Here is a 23,136-nt window from a genome sequence, read left to right on the forward strand (position 1 = left end):
AGGTCAACGTGCCGCAGCTGTATGCCGACCTGGACCGCACCAAGGCGCGCCAGCTGGGCGTGGCGGTGACGGACGTGTTCGACACGATGCAGATCTACCTGGGCTCGCTCTACGTCAACGACTTCAATCCAGCTTCGTCGAGAAGGTGCCGGAGGCGGCCGATGCCGAGCGGGTTTTCCGCGACCTCGTCCAGCAGGGCAACACGCTGGTCTTCGGCACGACCTTCGGCTACATGGCGCCGATGCTGAAGGTGGCCGCGGACAGCCCGCAGGTCCGCTTCGAGCATGCGACCGGCTACAAGCAGGCCGCCAACCTGCGCAGCTACGACGCGCGGACCTACGAGGGCGCCTACATGGCCGGCGTCGTCGCCGGCGCGATGACGAAGACCGGCACGCTGGGCGTCGTCGGCTCCATCCCGATTCCCGAGGTGATCCGCAACATCAACAGCTTCACGCTGGGCGCGCAGAGCAGCAATCCGAAGGTGACGGTCAAGGTCGTCTGGGTCAACGAGTGGTTCAATCCGCCGCAGGAGACCAATGCCGCCCAGACGCTGATCAACGCCGGCGCCGACGTGCTGATGCAGAACACGGATTCGAGCGCGGTGCTGCAGACGGCGGAGAAGAACGGCAAGTACGCCTTCGGCTGGGACTCGGACATGAGCTCGTACGGGCCCAAGGCGCACCTGGGCTCGGCGGTGATCGACTGGTCGCCGTACTACATCGCCAGCGTCCAGGCGGCGCTGGATGGCAGCTGGAGCGCCGGTCCGGGCAAGCACAGCTGGTGGGGCGTCAAGGAGGGGGCGATCGATCTGGTGTCGCTGAACGCCGCGGTGCCGGCCGAGGTCAAGGCCAGGGTCGACCAGGTCCGGGCCGGACTCAAGGACGGCAGCTTCGTGATCTGGAAGGGCCCGATCGCCGGCCAGGACGGCAAGGAGGTCCTGGCCCGGGACGCGGTCGCCGACGACCCGTTCCTGCAGAACATCAAGTTCTACGTGAAGGGGGTCGAGGGGCAGGTGCCTGCCGGCAAGTGAGCCGCCGGTCGGCCAGGGGATGGGCAAGGACTGACCCCGGCGTCTACAGTCGCCGGATCCCGGGATGGTCCCGGGCCCGATCAGGAGAGGAGAACCCGATGAGGAAGTCGTTCCCGAAGACCGCCCCCCGACAGGCGCTGACGCTGCTGGGCCTGGCCCTGGCCGCCGCGATGGCGATGCCGGCCCAGGCCGCGACCGAGCGGGCCGCGCCGGCCCGGTCCGAGGCCAAGGCCAAGCAGCCGCGCCCGGCCAAGCGCTACACGATCGAGCAGTTCATGGCGACGACCTCGATCAGCGGGGCGTCCTTCTCCCAGGACGAGCGCCGCATCCTCTTCAGCAGCAATGCGAGCGGCATCTTCAATGTCTACAGCATCAGCGTCGACGGCGGCGAGCCGGTCGCGCTGACCGCCTCCAAGACCGACAGCCATTACGCCGTCAGCTACTTCCGCAACGACGATCGGGTGCTCTTCACCCGCGACCAGGGCGGCAACGAGAACAACCACCTGATCGTGCGCGAGCTCGACGGCAGCGAGCGCGACCTGACGCCCGGCGACAAGGTCAAGGCCGGCTTCAGCGGCTGGAGCCGCGACGGCGACGCCTTCTTCGTCACGACCAACGAGCGCGACGCCCGCTACATCGACGTCTACCGCTACGACGCCAGGACCTACGCGCGCACCTTGGTCTACCAGAACAACGACGGCAACGCGGTTTTCGGCGTCAGCGGCGACGGCCGCTGGGTGGCGCTGGGCAAGACCAACACGACAGCGGACTCCGATGTCTACCTCTACGACACGCAGTCGAAGGAGACCCGTCACCTGACGCCGCACCAGGGCGTCGCGTCCTTCAGCGTGACCGGCTTCGACCCGGAGTCCAGGACCCTGCTGATGCTGTCCAACGAGGGCGCGGAGTTCCAGCGGCTGCTGGCCTACGACCTGGCCTCGGGCCAGACGCGCGAGCTGGAGAAGGCCGACTGGGACATCGTCTACAGCAGCTACTCCCGCGACGGTCGCTACCGCGTCACCGGCATCAACAACGACGCCAGCCTGGAACTTCGCATCGTCCAGACCGCCGACGGCAAGCCGGTGACGCTGCCCCGGCTGCCGGGCGGCGAACTGCGCGGCGTGGCGTTCTCGCGCACCAGCCAGCGCATGGCCTTCTACCTGAACGGCGACCGCTCGCCGAGCAACCTGTACGTCTACGACTTCGGCAGCAAGCAGGTGAAACAGCTGTCGCGCAGCCTGTCCCGCGACATCGATCCGGAGGAACTGGTCGAGGCGCGCATCGTGCGCTTCCGCTCCTTCGACGGCCTGGTGATCCCCTCGGTCTACTACCAGCCCAAGGAGGCCTCGCCGACGAACAAGGTGCCTGCGGTGGTGCTGGTGCACGGCGGCCCGGGCGGGCAGACGACGCGCGGCTACTCGGCGATGGTCCAGTACCTGGTCAACCATGGCTACGCGGTACTGGGCATCAACAACCGCGGCAGCTCCGGCTACGGCAAGACCTTCTTCACCGCCGACGACGGCAAGCATGGCCGCGAGCCGCTGTGGGACTGCATCGAGGCCAAGACCTGGCTTGCCAGCACCGGCGTGATCGATCCGGAGCGCATCGGCATCATGGGCGGCAGCTACGGCGGCTACATGACGCTGGCGGCGATGGCCTTCCGGCCCGAGGCCTTCAAGGTCGGCGTGGACATCTTCGGCGTGTCCAACTGGCTGCGCACGCTGGAGTCCATCCCGCCCTACTGGGAGAGCTTCCGCAAGGCGCTGTACCTGGAGATCGGCGATCCGGTGAAGGACAAGGAGTTCCTGATCGCCACCTCGCCGCTGTTCCATGCCCGGGAGATCCGCAAGCCGCTGCTGGTGATCCAGGGCAAGAACGACCCGCGGGTGATCAAGCCGGAAAGCGACGAGATCGTCGAGGCGGTCAAGAAGAACGGCGTGCCGGTCGAGTACGTCGTCTTCGACGACGAGGGCCATGGCTTCTCCAAGAAGAAGAACCAGATCGAGGCCAACCAGAAGACGCTGGAGTTCCTCGACAAGTACTTGAAGCCTGGCTTGAAGAACTAAAACCGTGTGAAGTTGCACGGCTTACAGGCTGTTGCCCGGCGCCGTGTCGGCTTGGGCAGCATGCACCCCCAGAAGCCCGGCCCCGTGCCGGGCTCTTTTTCCGAAGAGAGAGAAGCGCTCGATGGAGGGCGTCCAGCGGACCACAAGTCCGCGACGCGGCGTCGGGCGATCCACAAGACGGGGGAACTAGTCATGCGATTCGAAGGAACCTTGGACAGCTGGTACGCCGAGCGCGGCCACGGCGTGGTCCGGCCCGAGCAGGGCGGCGAGACGCTGTTCGTGCATGTGTCCGCTTTCCCGATGGACGGCCAGCCGCCGCAGGAGGGCGAGCGCATCAGCTTCGAGATTGTGTCCAGGAGTGACGGCAGCAAACAGGCGGTGCGGCTGCAGCGCCTGCATGCCCACAAGCTGCCGGCGCAACTGCGACCCGCCCGCATGGCCTCCCGTCCGCCGCGGCCGATTGCGCGCCGCCGCACCTCGCCGCTGACCTGGATGGTGCTGGTGCTGCTGGCGCTGGGCGTCGGCGCCACCGTCTGGACACCCGCCAGCCATGCGCTGGGCGGCGCGAAGGCCCAGAACGAACAGCCAGGCCGGCGCTGAACCTGTTGACTCCTTGGGGCCGGCCCCTGCGGCCCCGTCGCCCTCGCGGAGGCGTGCAGCTCCGCTTTTTGCAGGCTGCCCTCGGGCAGCCTTTTTTGCGTCCTCAGACCTTCAGTTCCAGGCGCACCGTCCAGACGGTGAAGCTGCGGCCGGTGCTCTCGCTCGTGACCAGCCGGCCCGGCGTGACGGCGATGCTGCCGTTGCCATAGCTCAGCGGCACCAGGTTGCTGGCGGCCACGCGCAGCGCCACGGCGGGCGAGAAGGTCCACAGCGCCGAGACGTCGATGACGCGCTTCTTGTCGATCTCGTTGAGCACCTGGTCGCTCTGCTGCAGCAGCGTCGTCGGCGTGTAGTTGAGCGAGGCGCCCAGCGTCAGCGGCAGCGAGCGCAGCCGGTAGTCGGCGCCGAGGTTGGCGGTGTAGCGGGGCTGCTGGTCCAGCTTGTTGTCAGGGCCGCGGATGCCGTCCACCGACGAGTCGAACAGCGACAGGTTGCTGCGCAGGTTGATCGGCAGCGCGTCGGCCAGGTATTCGTCGAGGCGGAACTTGGCCTCGAGCTCGACGCCATGGGTGGTGGCGTTGCCGATGTTGCGGGGCCGGATGACCCAGCGCGGCTCGGTGGCGTAGGGCACGGTCTCGAGCTGGGCCTGGGCGCGGATCAGGTCGGTGATGCGGCGATAGAAGAAGTTGACGCTGAGCAGCCCGCCCTTCGAAAGGTATTTCTCGTAACCGATCTCGATGCCGGTCGCCATTTCGGGCTGGAGGTCCGGGTTGCCGAAGCGGTCGGGATAGTTGATCAGGTTGCTGCCGCAGAGCGTGGCCGGCGGCTGGCAGGTGAATTGGCTGTTGATGCTGAGCCGGCCGATGACGTCGTTGAGGTTGGGCGCCTTGTAGCTGCGGGTCAGGCTGGCGCGGATCTGCTCGCGGCTCTTCTCGTCGATCTTGTAGACGCCATGCAGCAGCGGGGTGAGCACGCTGGAGGTGTTCTTCACCGGGCCCTGGTTGTTGGTGCTGTCGGTCTGGATGCCTTCCCAGCGCAGGCCGGCGTAGAAGCCCCACTGCTTGCCGACGCTCCACTCGTCCTGGGCGTAGGCGGCGAGCCGGCGAGTCGATGCGGAGACGTTCTCGCCGAAGTCGGCCAGGAAGGCGCAGTTGTCGCGCCGCATCGTGCGGCCGTAGACCTCGGTGCAGCCGCGCGTCTGGTCGCGGGTGGTGCCTTCGCCCTCGACGCCGGCCACCAGGTTGTGCTCGTTGTCCATCTGGTGGGTGAGCTTGAGGTTGACGCTCCACTGCGTGTCGCGGCTCTTCGTCGTGTCGTCCTGGGTGCGGAAGAAGAGGCCTGGCGTGGCGTCGAGGTCTTCCTCGCGGTGGGCGTCGCCGTCCATCGTCATGCGCCCGGCGCCGAGCCGTGTCTCCATGCGGGTGCGGTCGTCCAGGCGCTTGTTCCACTGCAGGTTCAGCCGGGCCATGGTGGCGCGGTTGCTGCTGTCGCTGGTGTAGCTGTCGTACTTGATGCGCTCGAAGGCGTTCTCGTCCGGCACCGCCGATTGGGTCTGCCGGGCGCTGCTGGCGCCGCGGCCGCGGTTGACCATCACGAAGGGCTGGAGCGCGAGGGTGTCGCCGCCGTCCAGGCGCAGCTGCAGGCGGCCGGTGAGGTTGAGCGACTTGCGTTCGTCGGCGCTCTCTCCGCGGGTCTGCAGCAGCGTCTGGCTCTGGAGCGCGCCGGTGCCGGTGTCGAAGCGGCGGGTGAGCGACTGCGACGCGATGTCGTCGAGCCGCTTGTGTTGCATCGCGTTGAGGGTCACGTTGTAGGCGGTGCCCTGGTCGTCGAGCTTGTCGTTGCGGGTCCAGCTCAGGTGGGGCGTGACATGGCCGCGCTCGAAGGTGGAGGCCAGGCGCAGCTCGTTGAGGCGGCGCTGGAGGGCCTCGCGCAGGACGACGTTGATGGTGCCGGCGATGGCACGCGCGCCGAACTCGGCGGTGGGCGCGCGCATGACCTCGATGCGCTCGATCTGTTCGGGCGGCAGCTCGTCGAGCGAGAAGCCCGGCGGCATGCGTTCGCCGTTGACCAGGATCTGGGTGTAGCCGCCGCCCATGCCGCGCATGCGGACCTCGCCGCCGCGGCCGGGGCGGCCACCCGTGGTGACGCCGGGCAGGCGCTTGAGCACCTCGCCGATGGTGGCGTCGCCGTAGCGTTCGATCTCCTCGCGGCCAATGACGATCTTCGAGGCGGTGGCGGCGCGGCGCTGGTCGTCGTCGCGCGAGGTGCCCTGGATCTCGACGCGGTCGAGCTGGGCAGGGTTGTCGGCGGCGTCGCGCCTGGCCGACGGCGGCGCCGGGCGGGTGGACGGGGAGGTCCTGGCTGGCGTCGCGGCGGGCGCAGGAGCCGGCGCGGTTGCCGGCGCTGTTGCCGGAACTGTCGCGGGCGGGGTCGGCGCCGCGGGCGGAGTGGTCTGGGACCAGGCGGGAGCGCTCAGGCCCAGCATCAAGGCAACGGAGAGGGGATGCGGGGCAGGGCGGCGGGAGCTTGTCATCGGGCAGGCCAGTGCGAGGCGAGCGCGGCCGATCTGGCGATGGCTGGGACGGAAGCGCGGGGAAGTCGAGGTGAGGTCGTGGACCCGGCCAGGGCGGCCGGCTCGCGGAACGGGCGGAAGCATCGCACGGTGTACGTTTCGTGAAGAAGCGCGGGTGCGGACTTTCAAAGTTCTTTACCCAAGGTGATGGGCGGGCGCGACGGCACTGAGGGAAAACCCGGCATCCTGGCGCGCTCAGAAGCGGCGCGCCAATGAAAGAAGCCACCCGTCGGGGTGGCTTCCTTTTGAAGAGGGTATCCGGACGCTGGTGACGGGTTCCAGCTTTCTGCCCTATGTCGCAGTCGGTTGTTTGTCTCGGATGCGTGGCATTGTGCCGAGGCCGTGTGACGGCCAGTTGACGAAAAGCGAGGCGAGTCCGGGCCAGTTCGTCGGCGGGGTGTCCGGGGGATGGTGGCGCGCCCGAATGTGGAAAGGGCGCCGGGATGGAAGAATGCGCCCCATGCCCGCTCAGGTGCATCGGAGGCCCTTGCCTGGCGCCATGCGGGCCCGCCGATTGCTACCGCCGCTCCAAACATTTCCGAACGACACCATGCAGGATCGCCTGAAAGTCCTGATCGCCGACGACCAGCCGGACTCGCTGGAGCTCCTGCGCGAGCTGCTGACGGTCTACAACTTCGAGCTGAAGGTCGCGCCCACCGGGCTGGAGGCGATCCGCATCGGGCTGAAGTGGGAGCCGGACCTGCTGATCACGGACATCGCGATGCCGGACGCCGATGGCCGGCATGTGGCGAGTCGCCTGAAGCTGAGTCTGCCGGCGCTGGTCGCGATCGCGGTCAGCGGCACGCCGCTGAACACGGATTTCGAGTCGGCGGATGACCTGGTGTTCGACGATTACTTCGTCAAGCCGCTCAACTGGGCGCGGCTGCACGCGGTGCTGACCCGGCATGGGGCGAAGATGGTCGACCCGGGCGATGCGCAGCTGTTCGGCCCGAACGACGGCGCCGACGTGTCGCTGGGGGCGCCGACGGATCCGAGCCGGCGTCCGGAGCGATGAGACGGCTGCTGCACCTGACGAGCCGTCACCGCGCGCCGTCGACGAACCAGGCGCTGGGGCTGCTGCTCGCGTTCAACGCCGGCGCGGTGAACGCGGGCGGGTTCCTGATCCTGCAGCGCTACACCTCGCACATGACCGGCTTCGCCTCGCAGCTCGCCGATGGTGCGGTGATGGGGCAGGGCACGCTGGTGCTGAACGCGCTGGGCGCGATCCTCGCGTTCGTGTGCGGCGCGGCGGTCTGCGCGGTGCTGGTGAACTGGGCGCGGCGTCACGGCCTGCGCAGCGTCTACGCGCTGCCGCTGATGCTGGAGGCGGCGCTGCTGTTCCCGTTCGGACTGATGGGCGCGATCACGCTGACCTGGCACACGCCGTTCGCGGTGCCGCTGACGGTGCTGCTGCTGGCGTTCATCATGGGCCTGCAGAACGCGGTGGGATCGAAGACCTCGGGCGGCAGCGTCCGCACCACCCACATGACGGGGAACATCACCGACCTCGGGATGGAGCTCGGGAAGATGCTCTATTGGAACCGTCAGCCCAAGGCGCTCCGGCCCGGCGTGCGCCACGACCGCGAGCGGGCGCTGCGCGCGGGCGGCTTGCTGGCCGCCTTCGTGCTGGGCGGCGTCGCGGGAGCGCTGGGCTTCAAGCACCTCGGCTTCATCTGCGTGGTGCCGCTCGCGACGGTGTTGTTCGTGCTGGCGCTGCCGCCGGTGACGAGGGATTGGGGACGGTGGAGAGGGGTGCTGGCGCGGCAGCGGTGAGGCGGGGCTCAGGCCGCCGAGCCAGTCTCGCGTCGATGACAACACCTTCCCACTGAAGGCACGCGTCGGTCAGCGGCGCGCAAGCGTCAGCGCGTGGACCGCAGACGCAGGTCTCTTTCGCGTCGGGCTGCTTCGCGCTCTCGTCGAGCCGCCTCGCGCTCATCCGCTTCCCGCTGCCGCGCGATCCGGTCGCCTTCCGCGGGATCGGCCGCGCTATGGACCGCCTCCGCGCGGCGGCGGGCGTCGGGGCCGCCGGTCAGGCTGCTCTGGGCATCGACCGCCTGCTTGCTGATGTTCCAGTCCGCGGCGTTGTACTTGCCCTGGCCTTTCTGGCATTGGCGCGCCCGGCGGATCTCGTCCTGAACGAAGCGCTTCGCCTCGGGGCTCAGCGAGATCGAACTCGCCTTGGTTTCCATGCCGGCGATGTCGCGGTCGGAGGGGCAGACATTGGCGGGAGCGACCGGCCCGGCCGGTGCTGCCGACGGCGTCGCGGTGGTGGCCTGCTGCTCCGCGGCGGCCGCCGCCTTGGCGCGCTCGATCGCGGCGCGGTCCGCCGAGGTGTCGATCACATTGCTCTGCAGCGACCGCGACTTCATCGGCTCGCCCCTGGCGGGGCAGGGCTGGTCCGAGTACTGGACCTTGCCGTCGATGACGCATTTCCAGACCTGGGCCTGGGCGGTGGTGAGGGCGCCGGCGCAGCACAGCATCGCGGCGACGATCGGATGGAACTTCGGCATGTGGTGTCTCCCTGAGCCCGGGCGAACGCAGTGGCGGCTACCGGGTTGACACACTGTAAGGGGCGAGGGTGTAAGGGGCGAGGGGCTGCTGGCGCCGCTTGGGCAAGGCGGTGCGCCCGTCGACGAGCCGCGGACAAAGAAAAAGCCCCGACACCTTGCGATGCGGGGCTTCAGTTTTGGCTCCTCGACCTGGGCTCGAACCAGGGACCTACGGATTAACAGTCCGGCGCTCTACCGACTGAGCTATCGAGGAAAAGTCTGCTCAGATCCTATCGATCTGAATTCTTGGGCCAGCGTCTTCGGTCGGACACCGGCTGAAAAAGAACGAAGGTCCGAAGACCTTCGTCATCTGATCTTGGCTCCCCGACCTGGGCTCGAACCAGGGACCTACGGATTAACAGTCCGGCGCTCTACCGACTGAGCTATCGGGGATCAGAGCCTAAGAGTATACACAGAAAAATCAGAAGCTCACAAGACCCACTCCAACGAGGCACGCCAGGTGCGATTGGCGAGCGGGTACAGGTACACATGACCGTACTGGTACGGCGACTCTCGCCACGCCCGGCGGTCGGTCACGTTGTCGACGCCGACACGCCAGATCAGCTGCTGCCGGCCGATGTTCTGCTCATAGCGCGCGCCCAGGTCCAGTCGCGTCCAGCTGGGGATCGCCAGCGAGTTGTCCGGCAGCACCATCCGCTTGCCCTCGTAGACGACGCCCGCCTGCAGCTCCAGGCCCGGCAGACCGACGTTCTGGCGCGCCTGCAGCTTCAGCACCGTCTCCGGCACGTTGGTCGGCTTCAGGCCGTTGAGCGTCGCATCGGCGCTGCCCTCGCGACGCGCGCGCAGCTTCATCGCGCTCGCGAGCAGGCCGCCGCCGGTCCACTTCAGGTCGGCCTGCGCCTCGACGCCGCGATGGTTCTGCTCGCCGTCGATGCGGCTCTCCAGCCGATCCTCGCCGTTCACCGTCAGCGGCACATCGCGCGTCGCCGGCTTGCTGATGTCGAAATAGTTGACCGACCAGTCCACCGAGCGGCTGCCCGACTTCAGGCCGATCTCCCACTGCCGGCTGCGGATCGCCGCGAGCGGCCGGCCCGCGTTGACGTAGATCGGCAGGTTGGGCGCGACCGCCGATTCCACGCCTTCGCCCCAGCTCGCATAGGCGAGCAGCTGCGGATCGATCGCGTAGCTCAACCCCAGCCAGGGAGTGGTGACCGACTGGCGGTAGCTGGTCGGCGCGTTCTCGTCGCCCGGCTGCACATTGACCAGCGTGCTGTCGCGGTCCAGGCGGGTGTGGCGCAATCCCAGCCAGCCCTGCCAGCGCTCGCCGAGCTGCACGGCATCGCGGAAGTAGAACTCGGTGCTGCGTTCGGTGCGGTCGGTGTTGGTCGAGCCCAGCGTCGGATCGGCCACAGTCGGCAGGGTGCCCCAGATGTTGCCGGTGCCGGCCCAGTTGTAGGCCTGCCCCTGCAACCGGCTCTTGTAGCGGGAGAACAGCACGCCGGCGGTGATCTGGTGCGCGAGGCCACCCAGCGTCGTCCGACCCTGCGCGGACAGGTCGAGCGCGTCGCTGTTGCGGTGCTCGTTGTCGCTGCGGAAGTCGTACTGGTCGAAGGTGCCGTCCGGGCAGTAGGTGCTCGGGTAATAGGTGCCGTCGCCGGCGGTGCAGCCGAACGGGTAGGCGAGGCGGTCATCGGTCACCAGTCGCTGGATCGCCGCATGCGCCTGCAGCTTCCAGTCGGCATTCAACTGGTGCTGCACCCGCAGCGACGCGGTGCGGCCTTCGAAGACGACCGGCTGGCTCCATGACTGGTTGTTCAGGTTGGTGCGCGGATCGATGGACTTGGCGTCGGGCAGCTGGCTGCCGAGCAGGCTGAAACCGGGCTGGCTGGGCTGGGACTGGCGGGAGATCTCGACCTCGGCCTCGACCAGCGTGTCGCGAGTGGCGCGCCAGTCGCCAGCGACGGCCAGCATCCAGCGGTTGCCCTCGGCGTCGCGGAGTTCCGGGCGCAGCTTGGCGGCGGCGACATTCACCCGCAGGCCGAAGGCCTTGTCGTTGCCATGGCCGTCGCCGAAGCGGCGGCTCCAGTCCATCGACGATTCCAGGGTGCCGCGCTCGCTGACGCCGAGCATCACGCTGGTGAGCTCGGTCGTCGGCCGCTTCACGACGAGGTTCACCAGACCGCCGGGCGCGCTCGTCCCCGCCTGGATGCCGCTGGTGCCCTTGAGCACCTCGAGGCTGCTCTTGTTGGCGAGGGGCAGGGCGGTCTCGGCGTTGATCGGCAGGCCGTCGCGGCGGAAGTTGAAGCGGTTGTCGAGGTCGTAGCCGCGGATCTTCAGGTAGGAGACGTAGCCCGCGGAGTTGTACGAGTCGCCCACGCTGGCGTCGAGCAGCGTCAGGCCGGCCAGGCTGGTGAGGCCGCGGTCGGTGAGCTGCTCGGCGCTGACGACGCTGGCCTGCATCGGCAGCTTGGCGACCGGGGTGTCACCGAAGCCGCCGACGGTGGCGGGCGCCTCGGCCGAGCCCTTGACGACGACGCTGGGCAGCGCCGGCGAGGTCGTTTGCGCAGCGGCATGGAACGAAAGACCGGCGGCCGCGAGCGCGAAGGCCAGGCGGCGGAGCGGGAACGGATTCAGGGGAGACGAAGTTGCCATCGATGTGCCGGAGCCAGAAACGCGATGGCAGGTCGGCAAACCGGGCACGCCGATGAGAAGGCGGCGTGCGAGGACACGAGGCGTGTCGAAGGCATGCTTCCCTGCGCGAGGATTACCTCGGGCCGCGGATCGCTCCGCAGCCTGGCGGCCGAAGCCGCCGATCAGGTTCAAAGGGACTTTCTCAGCCGGTCCCTGACGCATCGTCCGGACCAGCACCCCTAGCGAAACTCGCCGGACGGGCCGGCGAGCGGGAGGGATTCTAGCGGGAGACGCCGCGCCGCCATCCGCCCGCGGCGCTGGCCCGTTCAACGGTCCCAGTCGCAGTTCAGGACAAGCCTGGCCCGGTCGACGGGTGCGCCGCCTACAACGCCTCCTCCACCAAGGAGGATTGAACATGCATGCGGATTCGGCAGCCGTCGCGGCGGCACTCGCGGGCGAGGGGCAGGCGCCGCTCGCCACCCCCCGGAAGAAGAGCTACTTCATGGCCAATGTCGCCACCGTGCTCGCCCTGGCGATCGGCGCGGCGGCGACCTGGATCACGGCGATGGCGCTCGTGGAGGCCTATGGCGTCGGCCCGGACAACTTCGGCCAGGCGGTGCAGGCGGCGCGGCGGGAGGCTCCGGGCGTCGGCTTGTACCTGCTCGACGCCGGGGCGCTGCTGGTCGTGGCCGTCCTCGCCTGGCTGGCCTCGCGAGGCTATCGGTCCGAGCGCTGAGGCGGCGCCCACCTCCCGGCGCCCCGCCTCCGGGCGCGGGCGCTTCCACAAGCGCGGCGGCGCCGGGCCGCCCCTGGCCGATGGCGTGAGGAACTCCCCGGTATCCCGCTCACCTCGTTCTTGAGGACTCCCACCAATGGGGGGAAGCGATTGACGTCGCCGCCACGGACCGGTCCACTCCGCCCTCGTGAGCGCGATCAGGGCTCGGCGAAACCTGCATGAGGCGCCTGAAATTCGAATGCATTCGCCTGTTGACGGATGTATTCGAATGAATACACTGAGCCGATTCCAACGGTTTCAAGCCTCATCGTCATGACCGCGAGCAGCCCACCGCCCACCATGGAGCCCTTGTCGGCCCGCATCCCCAGCGACCTGTACCTCTGGCTCGCCCAACTGCAGGTCGACGGTGCGACGACCAACAGCGACAAGCTGCGGGTGCTGCTCGGGCAGCTCAAGCGCCAGCACGACGGCGCCTTCGACTATGTCGCCGCCCATGCCTGGACCCGCGATCTCACCGCGCGGCTGCGCGAGGCGCTGGTCCGGATCGAGAGCGAGACCGGTCACCATTCCGAGGTCGTCAGCCTGTTGCTGGACCATTTCGTCGCGGCGCTGGCGCTGGCGATCAGCCAGGCGCCGGCCGACGCCGACGACGCCCGCAAGTTCGAGGAGGCGCTGGTGCGCCGCGCCGCGACCCTCTGCGAGACCCTGCTGCGCCAGGGCACGCCGCTCACCGCCGCGGCCTACGACCCGCAGGTCGTGAGACGCCACCTCGGCCCGACGCTCGCCCTCGCCCATCCCCTGCAAGCCACTTCGTCCTCGAAAGGATCCTGAGATGACCGACTCCCTGAAGACCCGCGTCGGCCGCGTGATCGCCGGCAGCGTGCACGCGCTCCTCGACCGCATCGAGGACCAGGCGCCCGAGGCGACGATGGAGCAGTCCATTCGCGAGGCCGACGCCGTCATCGACGAAGTGCGCCATGAATTGGGCACCGTGTCGGCCAACCGCCACCTGTCGCAGCGCCAGCATGCCAACCTGAACCAGCTGCATGCGACGCTGTCCTCGCAGATCGACGAGGCGATGACCGCCGGCCGCGAGGACCTGGCCCGCGCTGCGGTGGCCCGCCAGCTCGACATCGAGGCCCAGTTGCCGGTGCTCGAGACCACGCTGGCCGAGCATGCCCGCCAGGAAGGCGAGCTGACCGGCTTCGTGGCCGCGCTGCTCGCGAAGAAGCGCGAGATGCAGGATGCGCTGGCCGAGTTCCGCAAGAGCCGCGCCGCGGCGGCGGCGACCGCGACGGCACCGGCCGGCGCCGGCAGCGCGGCCCACCGCATCGGCAAGGTCACGGACGCCTTCGACCGCGTCTACGAGCGCCAGACCGGCCTGTCCGGCACGGCCCGCCAGAACACCCTGCAACAGGCCGCGCAGCTCAAGGAGCTCGATGACCTGGTCCGCGACAACAAGATTGCCGAGCGCATGGCGCAGCTCAAGGCCGCCAAGTCATGAGCCTGTTCACCGCGCAGGAGAACCTGCCGTTCGGGATCGGCTTCGCGCTGATCGTCGGCATCGCGGTGGTCGAGGGCGCCGGCATGCTGATCTCGCTCAGCCCCAGCAACCTGATCGACGACTGGCTGCCCGAGGTCGATGGCGACACCGGCCTGGACCGCGTGCTGGGCTGGCTGCATCTGGGCAAGGTGCCGGCGCTGGTCTTGCTGCTGTTGTTCCTGACCGGCTACACCGTCTTCGGCTACAGCCTGCAGGTCGTGATGAACGGCCTCTTCGGCGGCTACCTGCCCGCCGCGGCAGCCGGGCTCGCGGCGGTGCCGGCGGGCCTGGCGACAGTGAGAGGCCTGGGTTCGCTGATCGCGCACATCATTCCGCACGACGAAACCAGCGCCGTCAGCGAGCAGAGCCTGGTGGGCCGCGTCGGGGTCGTCGTGACCGGATCGGCGCGGCGTGGGCTCGCGGCGCAGGCACGGGTCAAGGACGTCCACGGCCGCTCGCACTACCTGATGGTCGAGCCCGACGTCGACGACGAGGTCTTCCAGGAGGGGGCGCAGGTGCTGATCGTCAGCAAGGCCGGCGCCTTCTACCGCTGCATCGCCAATCCGCATCCGACCTTGATGTAGCGCAGCGCCGTGGGCGGCGCGTCGTGCCGCCACGGCCGTTTTCGATACCAACACGAGTTCCAAGTTTCTTGAGGGAGTAACCAGTCCATGAGCAATCTGATCGAGCTGCTGACCATTGCGGGCATCGCCCTGGTCGCGCTACTGACCATCGGCTTCGTCTTCGCGCGCCTGTACAAGCGCTCGACGAAGGAGACCGCCTTCGTCCGCACCGGCCTGGGCGGCCAGAAGGTCATCATGGATGGCGGCGCGATCGTGCTGCCGGTGTTCCATGAACGGGTGCTGGTCAACATGAACACCCTCAAGCTCGAGGTGCAGCGCCGGGAGCGCGAGAGCCTGATCACCCGCGACCGGATGCGCGTCGACGTGACCGCGGCCTTCTTCGTGCGGGTCAAGCAGACCGAGGAGGCTGTCAGCATCGCCGCGCAGACGCTGGGCGCGCGCACGATGAGCCCGGACGAACTCAAGGCGCTGGTCGAGGACAAGTTCGTCGACTCGCTGCGCGCGACCGCCGCGACGATGTCCATCCAGGAGCTGCAGGACAAGCGCCGCGACTTCGTCCAGGCGGTGCAGAACGCCGTCGCGGAAGACCTCGAGAAGAACGGGCTGGAACTGGAGTCGGTGTCGCTGACCAGCCTCGACCAGACGGACAAGCAGTTCTTCAATCCCAACAATGCGTTCGATGCCGAGGGCCTGACGCGGCTGACCGAGCAGACCGAGGCGCGCCGCAAGCAGCGCAACGACGTCGAGCAGGACACCGAGGTGCAGGTCCGGACCAAGAACCTGGACGCGACCCGGCAGAAGCTCAACATCGAGAAGGACCAGGAGTTCGCGACGCTGTCCCAGCAGCGCGAGATCGAGATCACCCGCGCCGAGCAGGTCGCGCTGATCGCGTCGCAACAGGCCGAGCGCACCCGCCAGGCCGAGGCGGCCAAGATCGAGGCCGAACGCCAGGTCAGCCAGAAGCGCATCGAGGCGGACCGCGAGATCAAGTCGGCGGAGATCGAGAAGAACCTGGTCGTGCAGACCCGCGAGATCGAACTCGAACGCAAGACCGAGATGCAGCGCGCCGAGCAGCGCAAGCAGGTCGAGATCGCGCGCCAGGACACGCAGATCGCGATCGCGACGAAGTCGCGCGAGCAGTCCGATGCCGACGCGGCCGCCAACATGGCCCGGGCCGACGCGGTCAAGGCCGAGGAACTGGTGAACACGGCGCGTCAGGTCGCGGTCGCCGAGCGTGAGAAGAACATCCAGCTGATCGAGGCCTCCAAGGAAGCCGAACAGCTCGCCATCGCGGTGCGGGTGTCCGCATCGGCGGAGAAGGAAGCCGCGCTGGACCGCGCCGAGGCGCTGACGATCGAGGCCCAGGCCAAGCAGGCGGCGGCCCTGGCGGAGGCCGAAGGCCGCCGCGCGATCAACGAGGCGCTGAACACGCTCTCCGCCGCGCAGATCGATCTGCAGGTCCGCACGATGCTGCTGCAGCAACTGCCCACCATCCTGGAGCAGGCGGTGCGTCCGATGGAGAAGATCGACTCGATCCGCATCTTCCAGGTCAACGGCATGCCGGGCGCGAGCAACGACGGCGGGGCGGCGAACGGGCAGGGCGGTGTCGGTGGCTCCGGCGCCAACGCGGGCGCGACCTTCCCCGAGCAGGTGATGAACTCGGCGTTGCAGTACCAGATCGCCAAGCCCATCGTCGACGCGGTGATGAAGGACGCGGGCCTGTCCAATGAAGGCATCACCGGCGTGGCGCAGTCCCTGGCCGGCATGCTGGGCCAAGGCAACGGCGCACCGGTGCCGGCGCCGCAGCGGGTGCTGGACGGCCCGCACGCCTGAAGCCGGGCGGCCATCGGCCGTAAGCCGCCCGCTAGCCATGATCCAGCTTGCAGCGAAGGCGCCCGAGCGGTAGGCGCCTTCCGCGGCAGCGCGGGCGAGCCAGGACTCCCCCAGGAGAGGGGACCGGGGGGCAATCCCGAGGCCGACCGCCACCGCGCTGGCTAGGATCGCCGGCATGAACATGAGGGAGGGGAGCGCGCCCGCGCTTCCGATACAAGACTGGTCGGCGATCGATCGATCGCTGGATCTCGGGCACTACCTGACGGTCGCGGACCGGATCGACGGCTGGATCGCCGACGGTTCGCCCGACGCCGTCGTCCGCGCGATCCGCGCGCTGAGCTACCTGGGTGACGATCGCCGCGCGGAGACGCTGGCGCTGCGCCTGGGGCGCCGCCATCCGGACCATCCGCAGGCGCGCCTCTACCTGCTGCGCGCGGTGTTGGCCCGGCAGGGACCCTTCGGGATGTGGCGGGCCTGGCGCCGCTGGCCGTCCCCGCCCGGCCAGGACGACGCGTCCCGGGCGGACGAACACGCGTTGCGCGGCACCTGGCTCGGACAACTGCGCGATTTCAGCCGGGCCTGCGACCAGCACGAGCAGGCCATCGCGCTCGATCCGTCCGACCCGTGGCTGCGCATCGAGTACAGCTTCACGCTGATGGGCCAGGACCGCTACCAGGACATGCTGGCGCGGGCCCGCGAAGCGCTGGCCTTGTGTCCCGGCTACCGCTCCGGCATCCAGGCCGAGGCTCGGGCGCTGACGCTGCTGAACCGCCAGGACGAGGCCATCGAGGTGCTGCGTGCCGGGATGGCCGGCACCGAGTGCGCAGCAATCGTGCTGCAGCTGGCCGACCTGCTCAAGGAGCGCGAGGCCTGGTCCGAGGTGCTGGCGCTGCTGGGGGAGGCCGAGCGGATGATGCCGCTCGCGAACCTGGCCGAGCGCGGCTACCTGGAGGCGCGGCGCGCGGATGCGCTGATGCGACTGGGTCGTCATGCCGAGGCCCGAGAGGCGGCGCTGCGCGTGCCGGGGACGGGCTTCTACAGCGCGCTCGCCGATCGCCTGGTCGATCCGCCGGCCGGTCAAACGCGCGTGCTGCTGCGGCTGCCCTTCGTGCGCCAGCACTGGTCCACCTGCGCGCCGGCCACGCTGAGCTCGCTCTGCCAGTACTGGGGCTGGGCGGCGGAGCACCTCGAGATCGCGCAGGCCATCTGCTACGACGGCACCAGCGATGCCAATGAGCGCCTGTGGGCCGAGCAGCGCGGCTTCGTGGCCCGGGATTTCCGCCTGGACTGGGACAGCGCCTGCGCGCTGATCGACGCGGGCGTGCCGTTCTCGCTCGTCACCAAGGGGGCCGCCAGCGGGCATCTGCAGGCCGTCGCCGGTTATGACCGGCTGCGGCGCACGCTGCTCATCCGCGATCCTTTCCATCCCTCCCATGCGGAGATGGAGGCGGCCCCCCTGTTCGCCGCACAGGCTGCGCACGGGCCGCGCGCGATGGTGCTGGTGCCGCCGGACCAGGCGCACCGGCTCGACGGCATCGCGCTGCCCGAGGTCGACGACCACGATGAACTGTTCCGCCTCCAGACCGCGCTGGAACGGCATGACCGCCCAGCCGCGGTGGCGGCGCGCGACGTGCTGGTCGCGCGCGCGCCCGGCAGTCGCCTCGCCTGGCGCGCCGCGCGGCTGGTGGCTCTTTATGACGGCAACGAGCCGGCGATCCTCGAGGCCACCGAGGCGCTGCTCGCGATGTTCCCGGACGACCCCCAGTTGCGGTTGAGCCAGGTCGCCTCGTTGACGGCGATTGCCGGGCAGGCCGCCAGCTCACGCGCACTGGAGGCGCAGGCCGCGATGCCTGAGGCCGACCCGCTGCTGCTGGTGCGCTGGGCCGATCGCCTCGCGCTCGACAGTCGCCGGGCCTGGCAGGCGCGGCATTGCCTGCGCCGGGCGATCCGGCGCGGGCCGCTGATGGGGCAGGTCTGGTGGCAATGGGCGGATTTCGAGTGGGCGCATGGCTCGCGCGAGGACGCCCTGGCGCTCTACCGCTGGACCGCCTGCCTGCAAGCCACCGACGAGCAGGCCGCGCGTGCCTACATGACCGCCTGTCGCGTGCTGGGTCACGAAGCCGAGGGCCTCGCCTTCCTGCGTGAACGCGAGCGCGAATGGGGCGGACGCTCCAGTGCACCCCTGATCACGCTGTACCAGCAGCTGGATCTCGCCGAGCGCGCCGAGGAGGCGGAGGCCCTGCTGCAGGCCGGCCTGGTGCGACGGGCGGAGGATGCCTCGCTGAAGCTCTTCGTCGCCGAGCAGCGTCTGCGCCGTCAGCAGCTCGAGGCGGCGCAGGCGCTGGTGGACGCGGCGGTGCAACCGGCGCATCCCGCCGAGGTGCTGCGCCTGCGTGCGCTGCTCGACGAGGCCCGCGGCGAGCTCGACGCGGCGCTGCGCTGGGCCGACGAAGCCTGCGCGTTGCAACCCTTCGGCCTGGCGCTGCACCGGCTGCGCCTGCGGCTGCTCTCGCGCCGCGACGGACAGGCTGCGGCGCTGGCCGCGCTGCGCAAGGTGGCCGGGCGCCATCCGGCGCACTACGGGCTGCAGCGCCTGCTCTTCGACTGGGTGCCGGATCGTCCCGAGGAGGTCAACGCGGTGCTGGAGCGCCTGCGCGAGCACCATCCCGACGATGCCTGGACCCGGCGGGAGCTGGCGGTGCAGGCCAGTCGCCAGGGGAGGCACGACGAGGCCGTCGCCATCGCGGAAGCCGCCTGCGCGCTCACGCCCGAGCGCGCCGATGCGCAGGGCGTGCTGGCCTACGTGCGTCATCGACGCGACGGCTACGACGCCGCGCTGCCGGCGCTGTGGCGGGCGGTGGCGCTGGACGCGGACTACGACTTCGCGATGCGCCTGCTGGTCAGCGCCGCGCCGGATCCGGCGAAGGCCCGCGACGCTGTCGACCGGGCGGCGGCGGAACTGGACCGGCAGGTCGTGCTGGGCGACGGCTGGTTGTGCTTCCAGCAGGTGGCGGGGCGCGGCTGGCGGGCGACGGCGGTCGCCCGTCGATTGATGCGCGCCCTGCGTCGGCAGCCCGAGACCTGGCATGTCTGGATCGCACTGGCACGGCAGTGGATCGAGTCGGGCCGCGCGCCACGGGCGCGGCGGCTGCTGGTCGAGGCCGCGCGGCGCTTCACCGCGTTGCCACGCGTCCAGCACGAACTGGCGGTGGCGTTGCGCCAGATCGGCGATCGCGAGGGCGCACGGGCCGCCTGCGAGGTCGTGCTGGCGGAGTCCCCCGGCTGGAATGCGGCGGTGCGCCTGCAGGTGGACCTGCTGACCGAGACGCAGCCGGACTACGAGGCCGCCGAGCATGTCGTGACGCGCGCGCTGCACCATGCGCATGACGACGATGACCTGATCGCGCTGCTGGCCTGGCTGCACGAGCGTCGCCAGCGGCCGGACGACGCGCTGCGCGAGGCGCGTCGCTCGCTGTTGCTGAATCCCCGCCCGACCTGGGTCTGGGCGCTGGTGCGGCGCGTCTGCGAGGCGGGCGAGCGCCTGCACGACTTCGACGCGCTGGTCGACGAGGTCGAGCGCAGCCGCCCCGGCGACGCCGGTGCCTGGCTGGTCCGCGCCAGCCAGGGCCGCGACGACGCCGAAGCGCTGGCCGCGGCCGAACGCGCTGTCGCCCTCTCGCCGCTGCTGGAGGCGGCCTGGAACGCGCGCTTCGAGCGGCTCGCGCGCTTGTCGCGCCATGACGAGATCGAGGCCTTGCTCAAGGCGCTGCCCTGGCCTGGCGCCGCGCCGGTCGCACTGCGGGCCTGGGAAGCGCGCTGCGCCTGGCGACGCGGCGACCGGGCCGGCGCGGTCGCCCGGCTGCGCACGCTGATCGAGGAGGTGCCGGACGACGAAACGCTGTGGCGCGACCTCGCCGACTGGGAGGACGCGCGCGACGAGAACGCGGCTTACCTGGAGGCCGCGCGCCGGCTGCGGGCGCTGCTGCCGCACCGCGGCCTGTCTCACGCCTACGTCGGCCATGCGCTGTTCAAGGTGGGCCGCCATGCGGAAGCGGTCGTCGACCTGCGCCGCGCGATGGAGCTCGAGGGCGGCTACCTCTTTGCGGCCCGCGTGCTCTGCGAGGCCGCGGAACAGGTCGGCGACCACGAGAGCGTCGAGTGGGCGGTGCGTTCGCAATGGGCGGCCGAGCCGACCACGGACCTCGCGCGCCGGGCGGTGATCGCCGCCAGCCGGGCCGGCCGGCGCAACCTGGCCTTCGAATGGCTGGAGCGCCTGGTCGACCTGCCGGGCTACGACCTGACCCAATCGCGCCTGGCCTGCGAGGCGATCGATGCGGCCGGCTGGGGACAGGGGCTGGCGGCCTGGCAACTGGCGCGCATCGAGCGCGGCGAGGGCGCGCCTGGCCTGGCCTATCACTGGTTGAGCGCTCAAGCGCGGCGCCGCAGCGACCTCATCACCGCGTTCGCCGCCGCGCGACTGCTGCGACGCGCGCAGGGCCAGCTGTTGCTGCGCGGGCTCCTGCGCTGGCTGGTCGACACCAAGCACGACTTCTGGCTGCGCTGGCTGGTGCGCCACCATGGCGACCGGCTGCGCGCGGACCCGGCGAGCTGGGGCGAGACCAGTTATGCGCTGGTGTCGCGTGACCTGTTCCGCGAGACGGTCCACTGGATGCGCGACTGGCGCGAGCGCACGCAGCCGCCGCTCTACGCGCTGACCAACCTGTGCATCGCGCTGGCGCGACGCGGGCATTGGGACCAGCTGGACGAGGTGGTCGCGCATGCGCTGCCACGCGATCCGTACCACGAGGACATGCGGCTGTGGGAACTGGCGGTGCTGGCGGCGCAGTCGCGCACCGAGCAACTGGAGCACCGCCTCGCGCGGCGGCATGAATGGTCGCCGTCCGGATGGATGACGCCGGTGCTGTCGATGATCGAGGCCTACGCCACGCTGATGCGCACGAGGGGCCGCGACGGCTCGGTGGCGGCGCTGCGCCGCGCGGTGGTCAGCGACGGCCCCGGCGCGTCGATCTGGCGGTGGTTGCGCCATCCTGCGCGCTGGGTGCACACGGCGCCGATGCAACGCTGGCGCTGGTTCATCCCGCAATGAAAAGAGCCCGCCGGCATCGCCAGGCGGGCTCTTTCGATCCAGGCGCCCCGTCGGGGCGCGGAGCTCAGTCGAACACCGGCGTCTCGACGCCCAGCACCTTGTGCAGCTTGGGGCTGGTCGTCGTGTACTGCAGGTGGACCCGCTTTTCCGGGTTGATGATCGGCATCGCGCCGAAGGCCGCCAGCGCCGCTTCGTGGAAGCCCGACAGGATCAGCTTCTTCTTGCCCGGGTAGGTGTTGATGTCACCCACCGCGAAGATGCCGGGCACGCTGGTCTGGAACTTCTCGGTGTCGACCTGGATCTGCTTCTTCTCCAGCGCCAGGCCCCATTCGGCGATCGGGCCCAGCTTGGGCGACAGGCCGAAGAACACCAGCACCTGGTCCGCCGGCACCACCCGGGTGACGCCGTCGCCGCCGGTGATCTTCAGGCCCTTCAGCGCATCCTCGCCTTCGTCCAGGTCCGCCACCTGGCCGACCATGAACTGCATCTCGTAGGCGTCGCAGAGTTCCTTCATCTTGGCCACCGAGGCCGGCGCGGCGCGGAAGCCGTCGCGGCGGTGCACCAGGATCACGCTCTCGGCCTTGTGCGGGTTGCCGTCGGCATTGCCGGCGCAGAAGTTCAGCGCCCAGTCCAGCGCCGAATCGCCGCCGCCGATGATCACCAGGTTCTTGCCGGCGAACTGCGCCGGGTTGCGCACGCGGTAATGGACCTGCGAGCCCTCGTACTTGTCGATGCCCTCGACCTTCAGCGTGCGCGGCTGGAAGGAACCGACACCGCCCGCGATGAAGATGGTCTTGGTCAGGAACTGCGTGCCCTTGCTCGTCGCGACGAAGAAGCGGCCGTCCTCCTGCTTCTCGACCGTCGTGACCTCCTGGCCCAGATGGAAGGTCGCGCCGAAGGGCTCGATCTGCTTCATCAGGTTGTCGGTCAGCTCCTTGCCGGTCACCACCGGCAGCGCCGGGATGTCATAGATCGGCTTGTCGGGATAGAGCTCGATGCACTGTCCGCCGGGATAGGCCAGGGAGTCGATGATGTGGGCCTTGATCTCGAGCAGGCCCAGTTCGAACACCTGGAACAGGCCCACCGGGCCCGCGCCGACGATGACGGCATCGGTCTCGATCACGCCCGCGTGCGGGGCGGAGGTCGCTTCAGTCACTTGCGTTTCCATTCTTGTAGGGGGCGGTCGCCGGCAGGCCGCGGCGCCGCGGGATGAGGGGATCGGTCAGCGGACCAGCTGATCGATCTTGCCCGTCTTGTCCTTCCACTCCTCGGCGTCCGGGAGCGAGGCCTTGCGCTTGGTGATGCTGGGCCACTTCTTCGCCAGGTCGGCATTCAGCTTGATCATGATCTGCTGGTCGCCGGGCACGTCTTCCTCCGGCATGATCGCGTTCACCGGGCACTCGGGGATGCACACCGCGCAGTCGATGCATTCATCGGGATCGATGGCCAGGAAGTTCGGGCCCTCGCGGAAGCAGTCGACGGGACAGACATCGACGCAATCGGTGTATTTGCAGCGAATGCAGGCTTCGGTGACGACGTGGGTCATAGCGGCTCTTCTAGTGGCGGGGCCGGCGGGGGGCCCTCGAAATTCAGCGTTTCCCTGGCGGATCCTGGTGATTCCCGGACGGTGGGCTCGGTCGGCGCTGACGGAAAACGGCGGATTTTAAACGTTCGGGGTTTGTGCCAGGGATTCCGGCCCGTGCGGCTCAAGGTCTTGCGACGGGGAAATCGTCGCGTATTCGCCCAATCCGAGGCCGGACGCCCGGGCTGGGGCCCGGGCCACCGGTCCCGTCGGCGCGGCACCCGCGCCGACGATGACGACCGTCGGCCGCCCCTTGTGCAGCATCGACGCGGCGCCCAGCGTGGCGACCTCGTGCTCGCTGGCCAGCGCGTCCGCGCAGCCGGCGCGGGACACGACGCTCAC

Annotated in this window: 16 protein-coding genes, 2 tRNA genes and 2 pseudogenes; 12 read left to right on the top strand and 8 right to left on the bottom strand. The window is 69.6% G+C overall.

Features of this window, described 5'->3' with window-relative positions; genetic code table 11:
- The 4 genes and pseudogenes from CS062_RS27445 to CS062_RS21765 all read left to right on the top strand — a co-directional run.
- Positions 1-128, top strand: a pseudogene (locus CS062_RS27445) (efflux RND transporter permease subunit); the annotation flags it as partial.
- 17 nt (positions 129-145) lie between these two features.
- Positions 146-1,030, top strand: coding sequence for a BMP family ABC transporter substrate-binding protein (locus CS062_RS21755; protein ID WP_438270494.1), 885 nt, complete (start codon positions 146-148; stop codon positions 1,028-1,030).
- Between the two features lie 98 nt (positions 1,031-1,128).
- A complete protein-coding gene (locus CS062_RS21760) occupies positions 1,129-3,096 on the top strand; it encodes a S9 family peptidase (protein WP_099863647.1) in 1,968 nt (655 codons plus the stop codon).
- A 192-nt stretch (positions 3,097-3,288) separates the two neighbouring features.
- The gene (locus tag CS062_RS21765) at positions 3,289-3,696 is read left to right on the top strand and encodes a cold-shock protein (protein WP_158238876.1); all 408 of its coding nucleotides are present in this window, start codon (positions 3,289-3,291) and stop codon (positions 3,694-3,696) included.
- Positions 3,697-3,799: 103 nt separating this feature from the next.
- On the opposite strand, the gene CS062_RS21770 is transcribed toward CS062_RS21765, so the two are convergent.
- Entirely contained in the window at positions 3,800-6,229 is a 2,430-nt protein-coding gene (locus tag CS062_RS21770) for a TonB-dependent receptor plug domain-containing protein (protein WP_158238878.1), read from the bottom strand.
- A 589-nt stretch (positions 6,230-6,818) separates the two neighbouring features.
- On the opposite strand from CS062_RS21770, the gene CS062_RS26330 reads away from it, so the two are divergent.
- Positions 6,819-7,283: a response regulator gene (locus CS062_RS26330; RefSeq protein ID WP_158238879.1), complete on the top strand. Its 465-nt coding sequence runs from the start codon at positions 6,819-6,821 to the stop codon at positions 7,281-7,283.
- Complete coding sequence (locus CS062_RS21780) at positions 7,280-8,041, top strand: YoaK family protein (protein ID WP_091722084.1); 762 nt, start codon at positions 7,280-7,282, stop codon at positions 8,039-8,041. Before CS062_RS26330 ends, CS062_RS21780 begins: the two co-directional genes overlap by 4 nt.
- An 86-nt stretch (positions 8,042-8,127) precedes the next feature.
- Here the strand turns inward: CS062_RS21780 and CS062_RS21785 are convergent, their stop codons facing one another.
- The 4 genes from CS062_RS21785 to CS062_RS21800 all read right to left on the bottom strand — a co-directional run bounded on the left by CS062_RS21785 (position 8,128) and on the right by CS062_RS21800 (position 11,430).
- Positions 8,128-8,778, bottom strand: a complete 651-nt coding sequence (locus CS062_RS21785; protein ID WP_099863651.1) for a DUF4124 domain-containing protein — start codon at positions 8,776-8,778, stop codon at positions 8,128-8,130.
- Positions 8,779-8,955: 177 nt separating this feature from the next.
- Positions 8,956-9,031, bottom strand: a tRNA-Asn gene (locus tag CS062_RS21790).
- 103 nt (positions 9,032-9,134) lie between these two features.
- A tRNA-Asn gene (locus tag CS062_RS21795) sits at positions 9,135-9,210 on the bottom strand.
- A gap of 36 nt (positions 9,211-9,246) precedes the next feature.
- Positions 9,247-11,430 (bottom strand): TonB-dependent siderophore receptor, encoded by a 2,184-nt coding sequence (locus CS062_RS21800; RefSeq protein ID WP_099863652.1) that lies wholly within the window; start codon positions 11,428-11,430, stop codon positions 9,247-9,249.
- A gap of 394 nt (positions 11,431-11,824) precedes the next feature.
- Between CS062_RS21800 and CS062_RS21810 the strand changes: the two genes are divergently transcribed.
- The 6 genes from CS062_RS21810 (at position 11,825) to CS062_RS21835 (ending at position 21,212) form a co-directional block, all read left to right on the top strand.
- On the top strand, positions 11,825-12,145 hold the full coding sequence (locus CS062_RS21810; RefSeq protein ID WP_099863654.1) for a hypothetical protein: 321 nt from the start codon (positions 11,825-11,827) through the stop codon (positions 12,143-12,145).
- Positions 12,146-12,457: 312 nt separating this feature from the next.
- Entirely contained in the window at positions 12,458-12,976 is a 519-nt protein-coding gene (locus CS062_RS21815) for a hypothetical protein (RefSeq protein WP_099863655.1), read from the top strand.
- A 1-nt stretch (position 12,977) separates the two neighbouring features.
- On the top strand, positions 12,978-13,649 hold the full coding sequence (locus CS062_RS21820) for a PspA/IM30 family protein (protein WP_099863656.1): 672 nt from the start codon (positions 12,978-12,980) through the stop codon (positions 13,647-13,649).
- Positions 13,646-14,272 (top strand): YqiJ family protein, encoded by a 627-nt coding sequence (locus CS062_RS21825; protein ID WP_099863657.1) that lies wholly within the window; start codon positions 13,646-13,648, stop codon positions 14,270-14,272. The genes CS062_RS21820 and CS062_RS21825 overlap by 4 nt, the downstream gene beginning before the upstream one ends.
- An 87-nt stretch (positions 14,273-14,359) precedes the next feature.
- Positions 14,360-16,105: a flotillin family protein gene (locus CS062_RS21830; protein ID WP_099863658.1), complete on the top strand. Its 1,746-nt coding sequence runs from the start codon at positions 14,360-14,362 to the stop codon at positions 16,103-16,105.
- Between the two features lie 175 nt (positions 16,106-16,280).
- Entirely contained in the window at positions 16,281-21,212 is a 4,932-nt protein-coding gene (locus CS062_RS21835) for a C39 family peptidase (RefSeq protein ID WP_099863659.1), read from the top strand.
- Positions 21,213-21,276: 64 nt separating this feature from the next.
- Here CS062_RS21835 and CS062_RS21840 read toward each other — a convergent pair whose 3' ends face one another.
- The 3 genes and pseudogenes from CS062_RS21840 to CS062_RS26335 all read right to left on the bottom strand — a co-directional run.
- The gene (locus CS062_RS21840; RefSeq protein ID WP_404932389.1) at positions 21,277-22,368 is read right to left on the bottom strand and encodes an NAD(P)/FAD-dependent oxidoreductase; all 1,092 of its coding nucleotides are present in this window, start codon (positions 22,366-22,368) and stop codon (positions 21,277-21,279) included.
- Positions 22,369-22,434: 66 nt separating this feature from the next.
- Positions 22,435-22,758, bottom strand: a complete 324-nt coding sequence (fdxA, locus tag CS062_RS21845) for a ferredoxin FdxA (protein ID WP_099863660.1) — start codon at positions 22,756-22,758, stop codon at positions 22,435-22,437.
- A 117-nt stretch (positions 22,759-22,875) separates the two neighbouring features.
- Positions 22,876-23,136 (bottom strand): annotated as a pseudogene (locus CS062_RS26335) (hypothetical protein); the annotation flags it as partial.

The organism is Roseateles chitinivorans (assembly GCF_002761755.1).
Taxonomy (GTDB): Bacteria; Pseudomonadota; Gammaproteobacteria; order Burkholderiales; family Burkholderiaceae_C; genus Roseateles; species Roseateles chitinivorans.

Bases quoted from the DNA above. Each gene is read 5' to 3' on its own strand.
- CS062_RS21760 (WP_099863647.1), top strand. From the start codon at position 1,129: ATGAGGAAGTCGTTCCCGAAGACCGCCCCCCGACAGGCGCTGACGCTG.
- CS062_RS21765 (WP_158238876.1), top strand. From the start codon at position 3,289: ATGCGATTCGAAGGAACCTTGGACAGCTGGTACGCCGAGCGCGGCCAC.
- CS062_RS21770 (WP_158238878.1), bottom strand. From the start codon at position 6,229: ATGACAAGCTCCCGCCGCCCTGCCCCGCATCCCCTCTCCGTTGCCTTG.
- CS062_RS26330 (WP_158238879.1), top strand. From the start codon at position 6,819: ATGCAGGATCGCCTGAAAGTCCTGATCGCCGACGACCAGCCGGACTCG.
- CS062_RS21780 (WP_091722084.1), top strand. From the start codon at position 7,280: ATGAGACGGCTGCTGCACCTGACGAGCCGTCACCGCGCGCCGTCGACG.
- CS062_RS21785 (WP_099863651.1), bottom strand. From the start codon at position 8,778: ATGCCGAAGTTCCATCCGATCGTCGCCGCGATGCTGTGCTGCGCCGGC.
- CS062_RS21800 (WP_099863652.1), bottom strand. From the start codon at position 11,430: ATGGCAACTTCGTCTCCCCTGAATCCGTTCCCGCTCCGCCGCCTGGCC.
- CS062_RS21810 (WP_099863654.1), top strand. From the start codon at position 11,825: ATGCATGCGGATTCGGCAGCCGTCGCGGCGGCACTCGCGGGCGAGGGG.
- CS062_RS21815 (WP_099863655.1), top strand. From the start codon at position 12,458: ATGACCGCGAGCAGCCCACCGCCCACCATGGAGCCCTTGTCGGCCCGC.
- CS062_RS21820 (WP_099863656.1), top strand. From the start codon at position 12,978: ATGACCGACTCCCTGAAGACCCGCGTCGGCCGCGTGATCGCCGGCAGC.
- CS062_RS21825 (WP_099863657.1), top strand. From the start codon at position 13,646: ATGAGCCTGTTCACCGCGCAGGAGAACCTGCCGTTCGGGATCGGCTTC.
- CS062_RS21830 (WP_099863658.1), top strand. From the start codon at position 14,360: ATGAGCAATCTGATCGAGCTGCTGACCATTGCGGGCATCGCCCTGGTC.
- CS062_RS21835 (WP_099863659.1), top strand. From the start codon at position 16,281: ATGAACATGAGGGAGGGGAGCGCGCCCGCGCTTCCGATACAAGACTGG.
- fdxA (WP_099863660.1), bottom strand. From the start codon at position 22,758: ATGACCCACGTCGTCACCGAAGCCTGCATTCGCTGCAAATACACCGAT.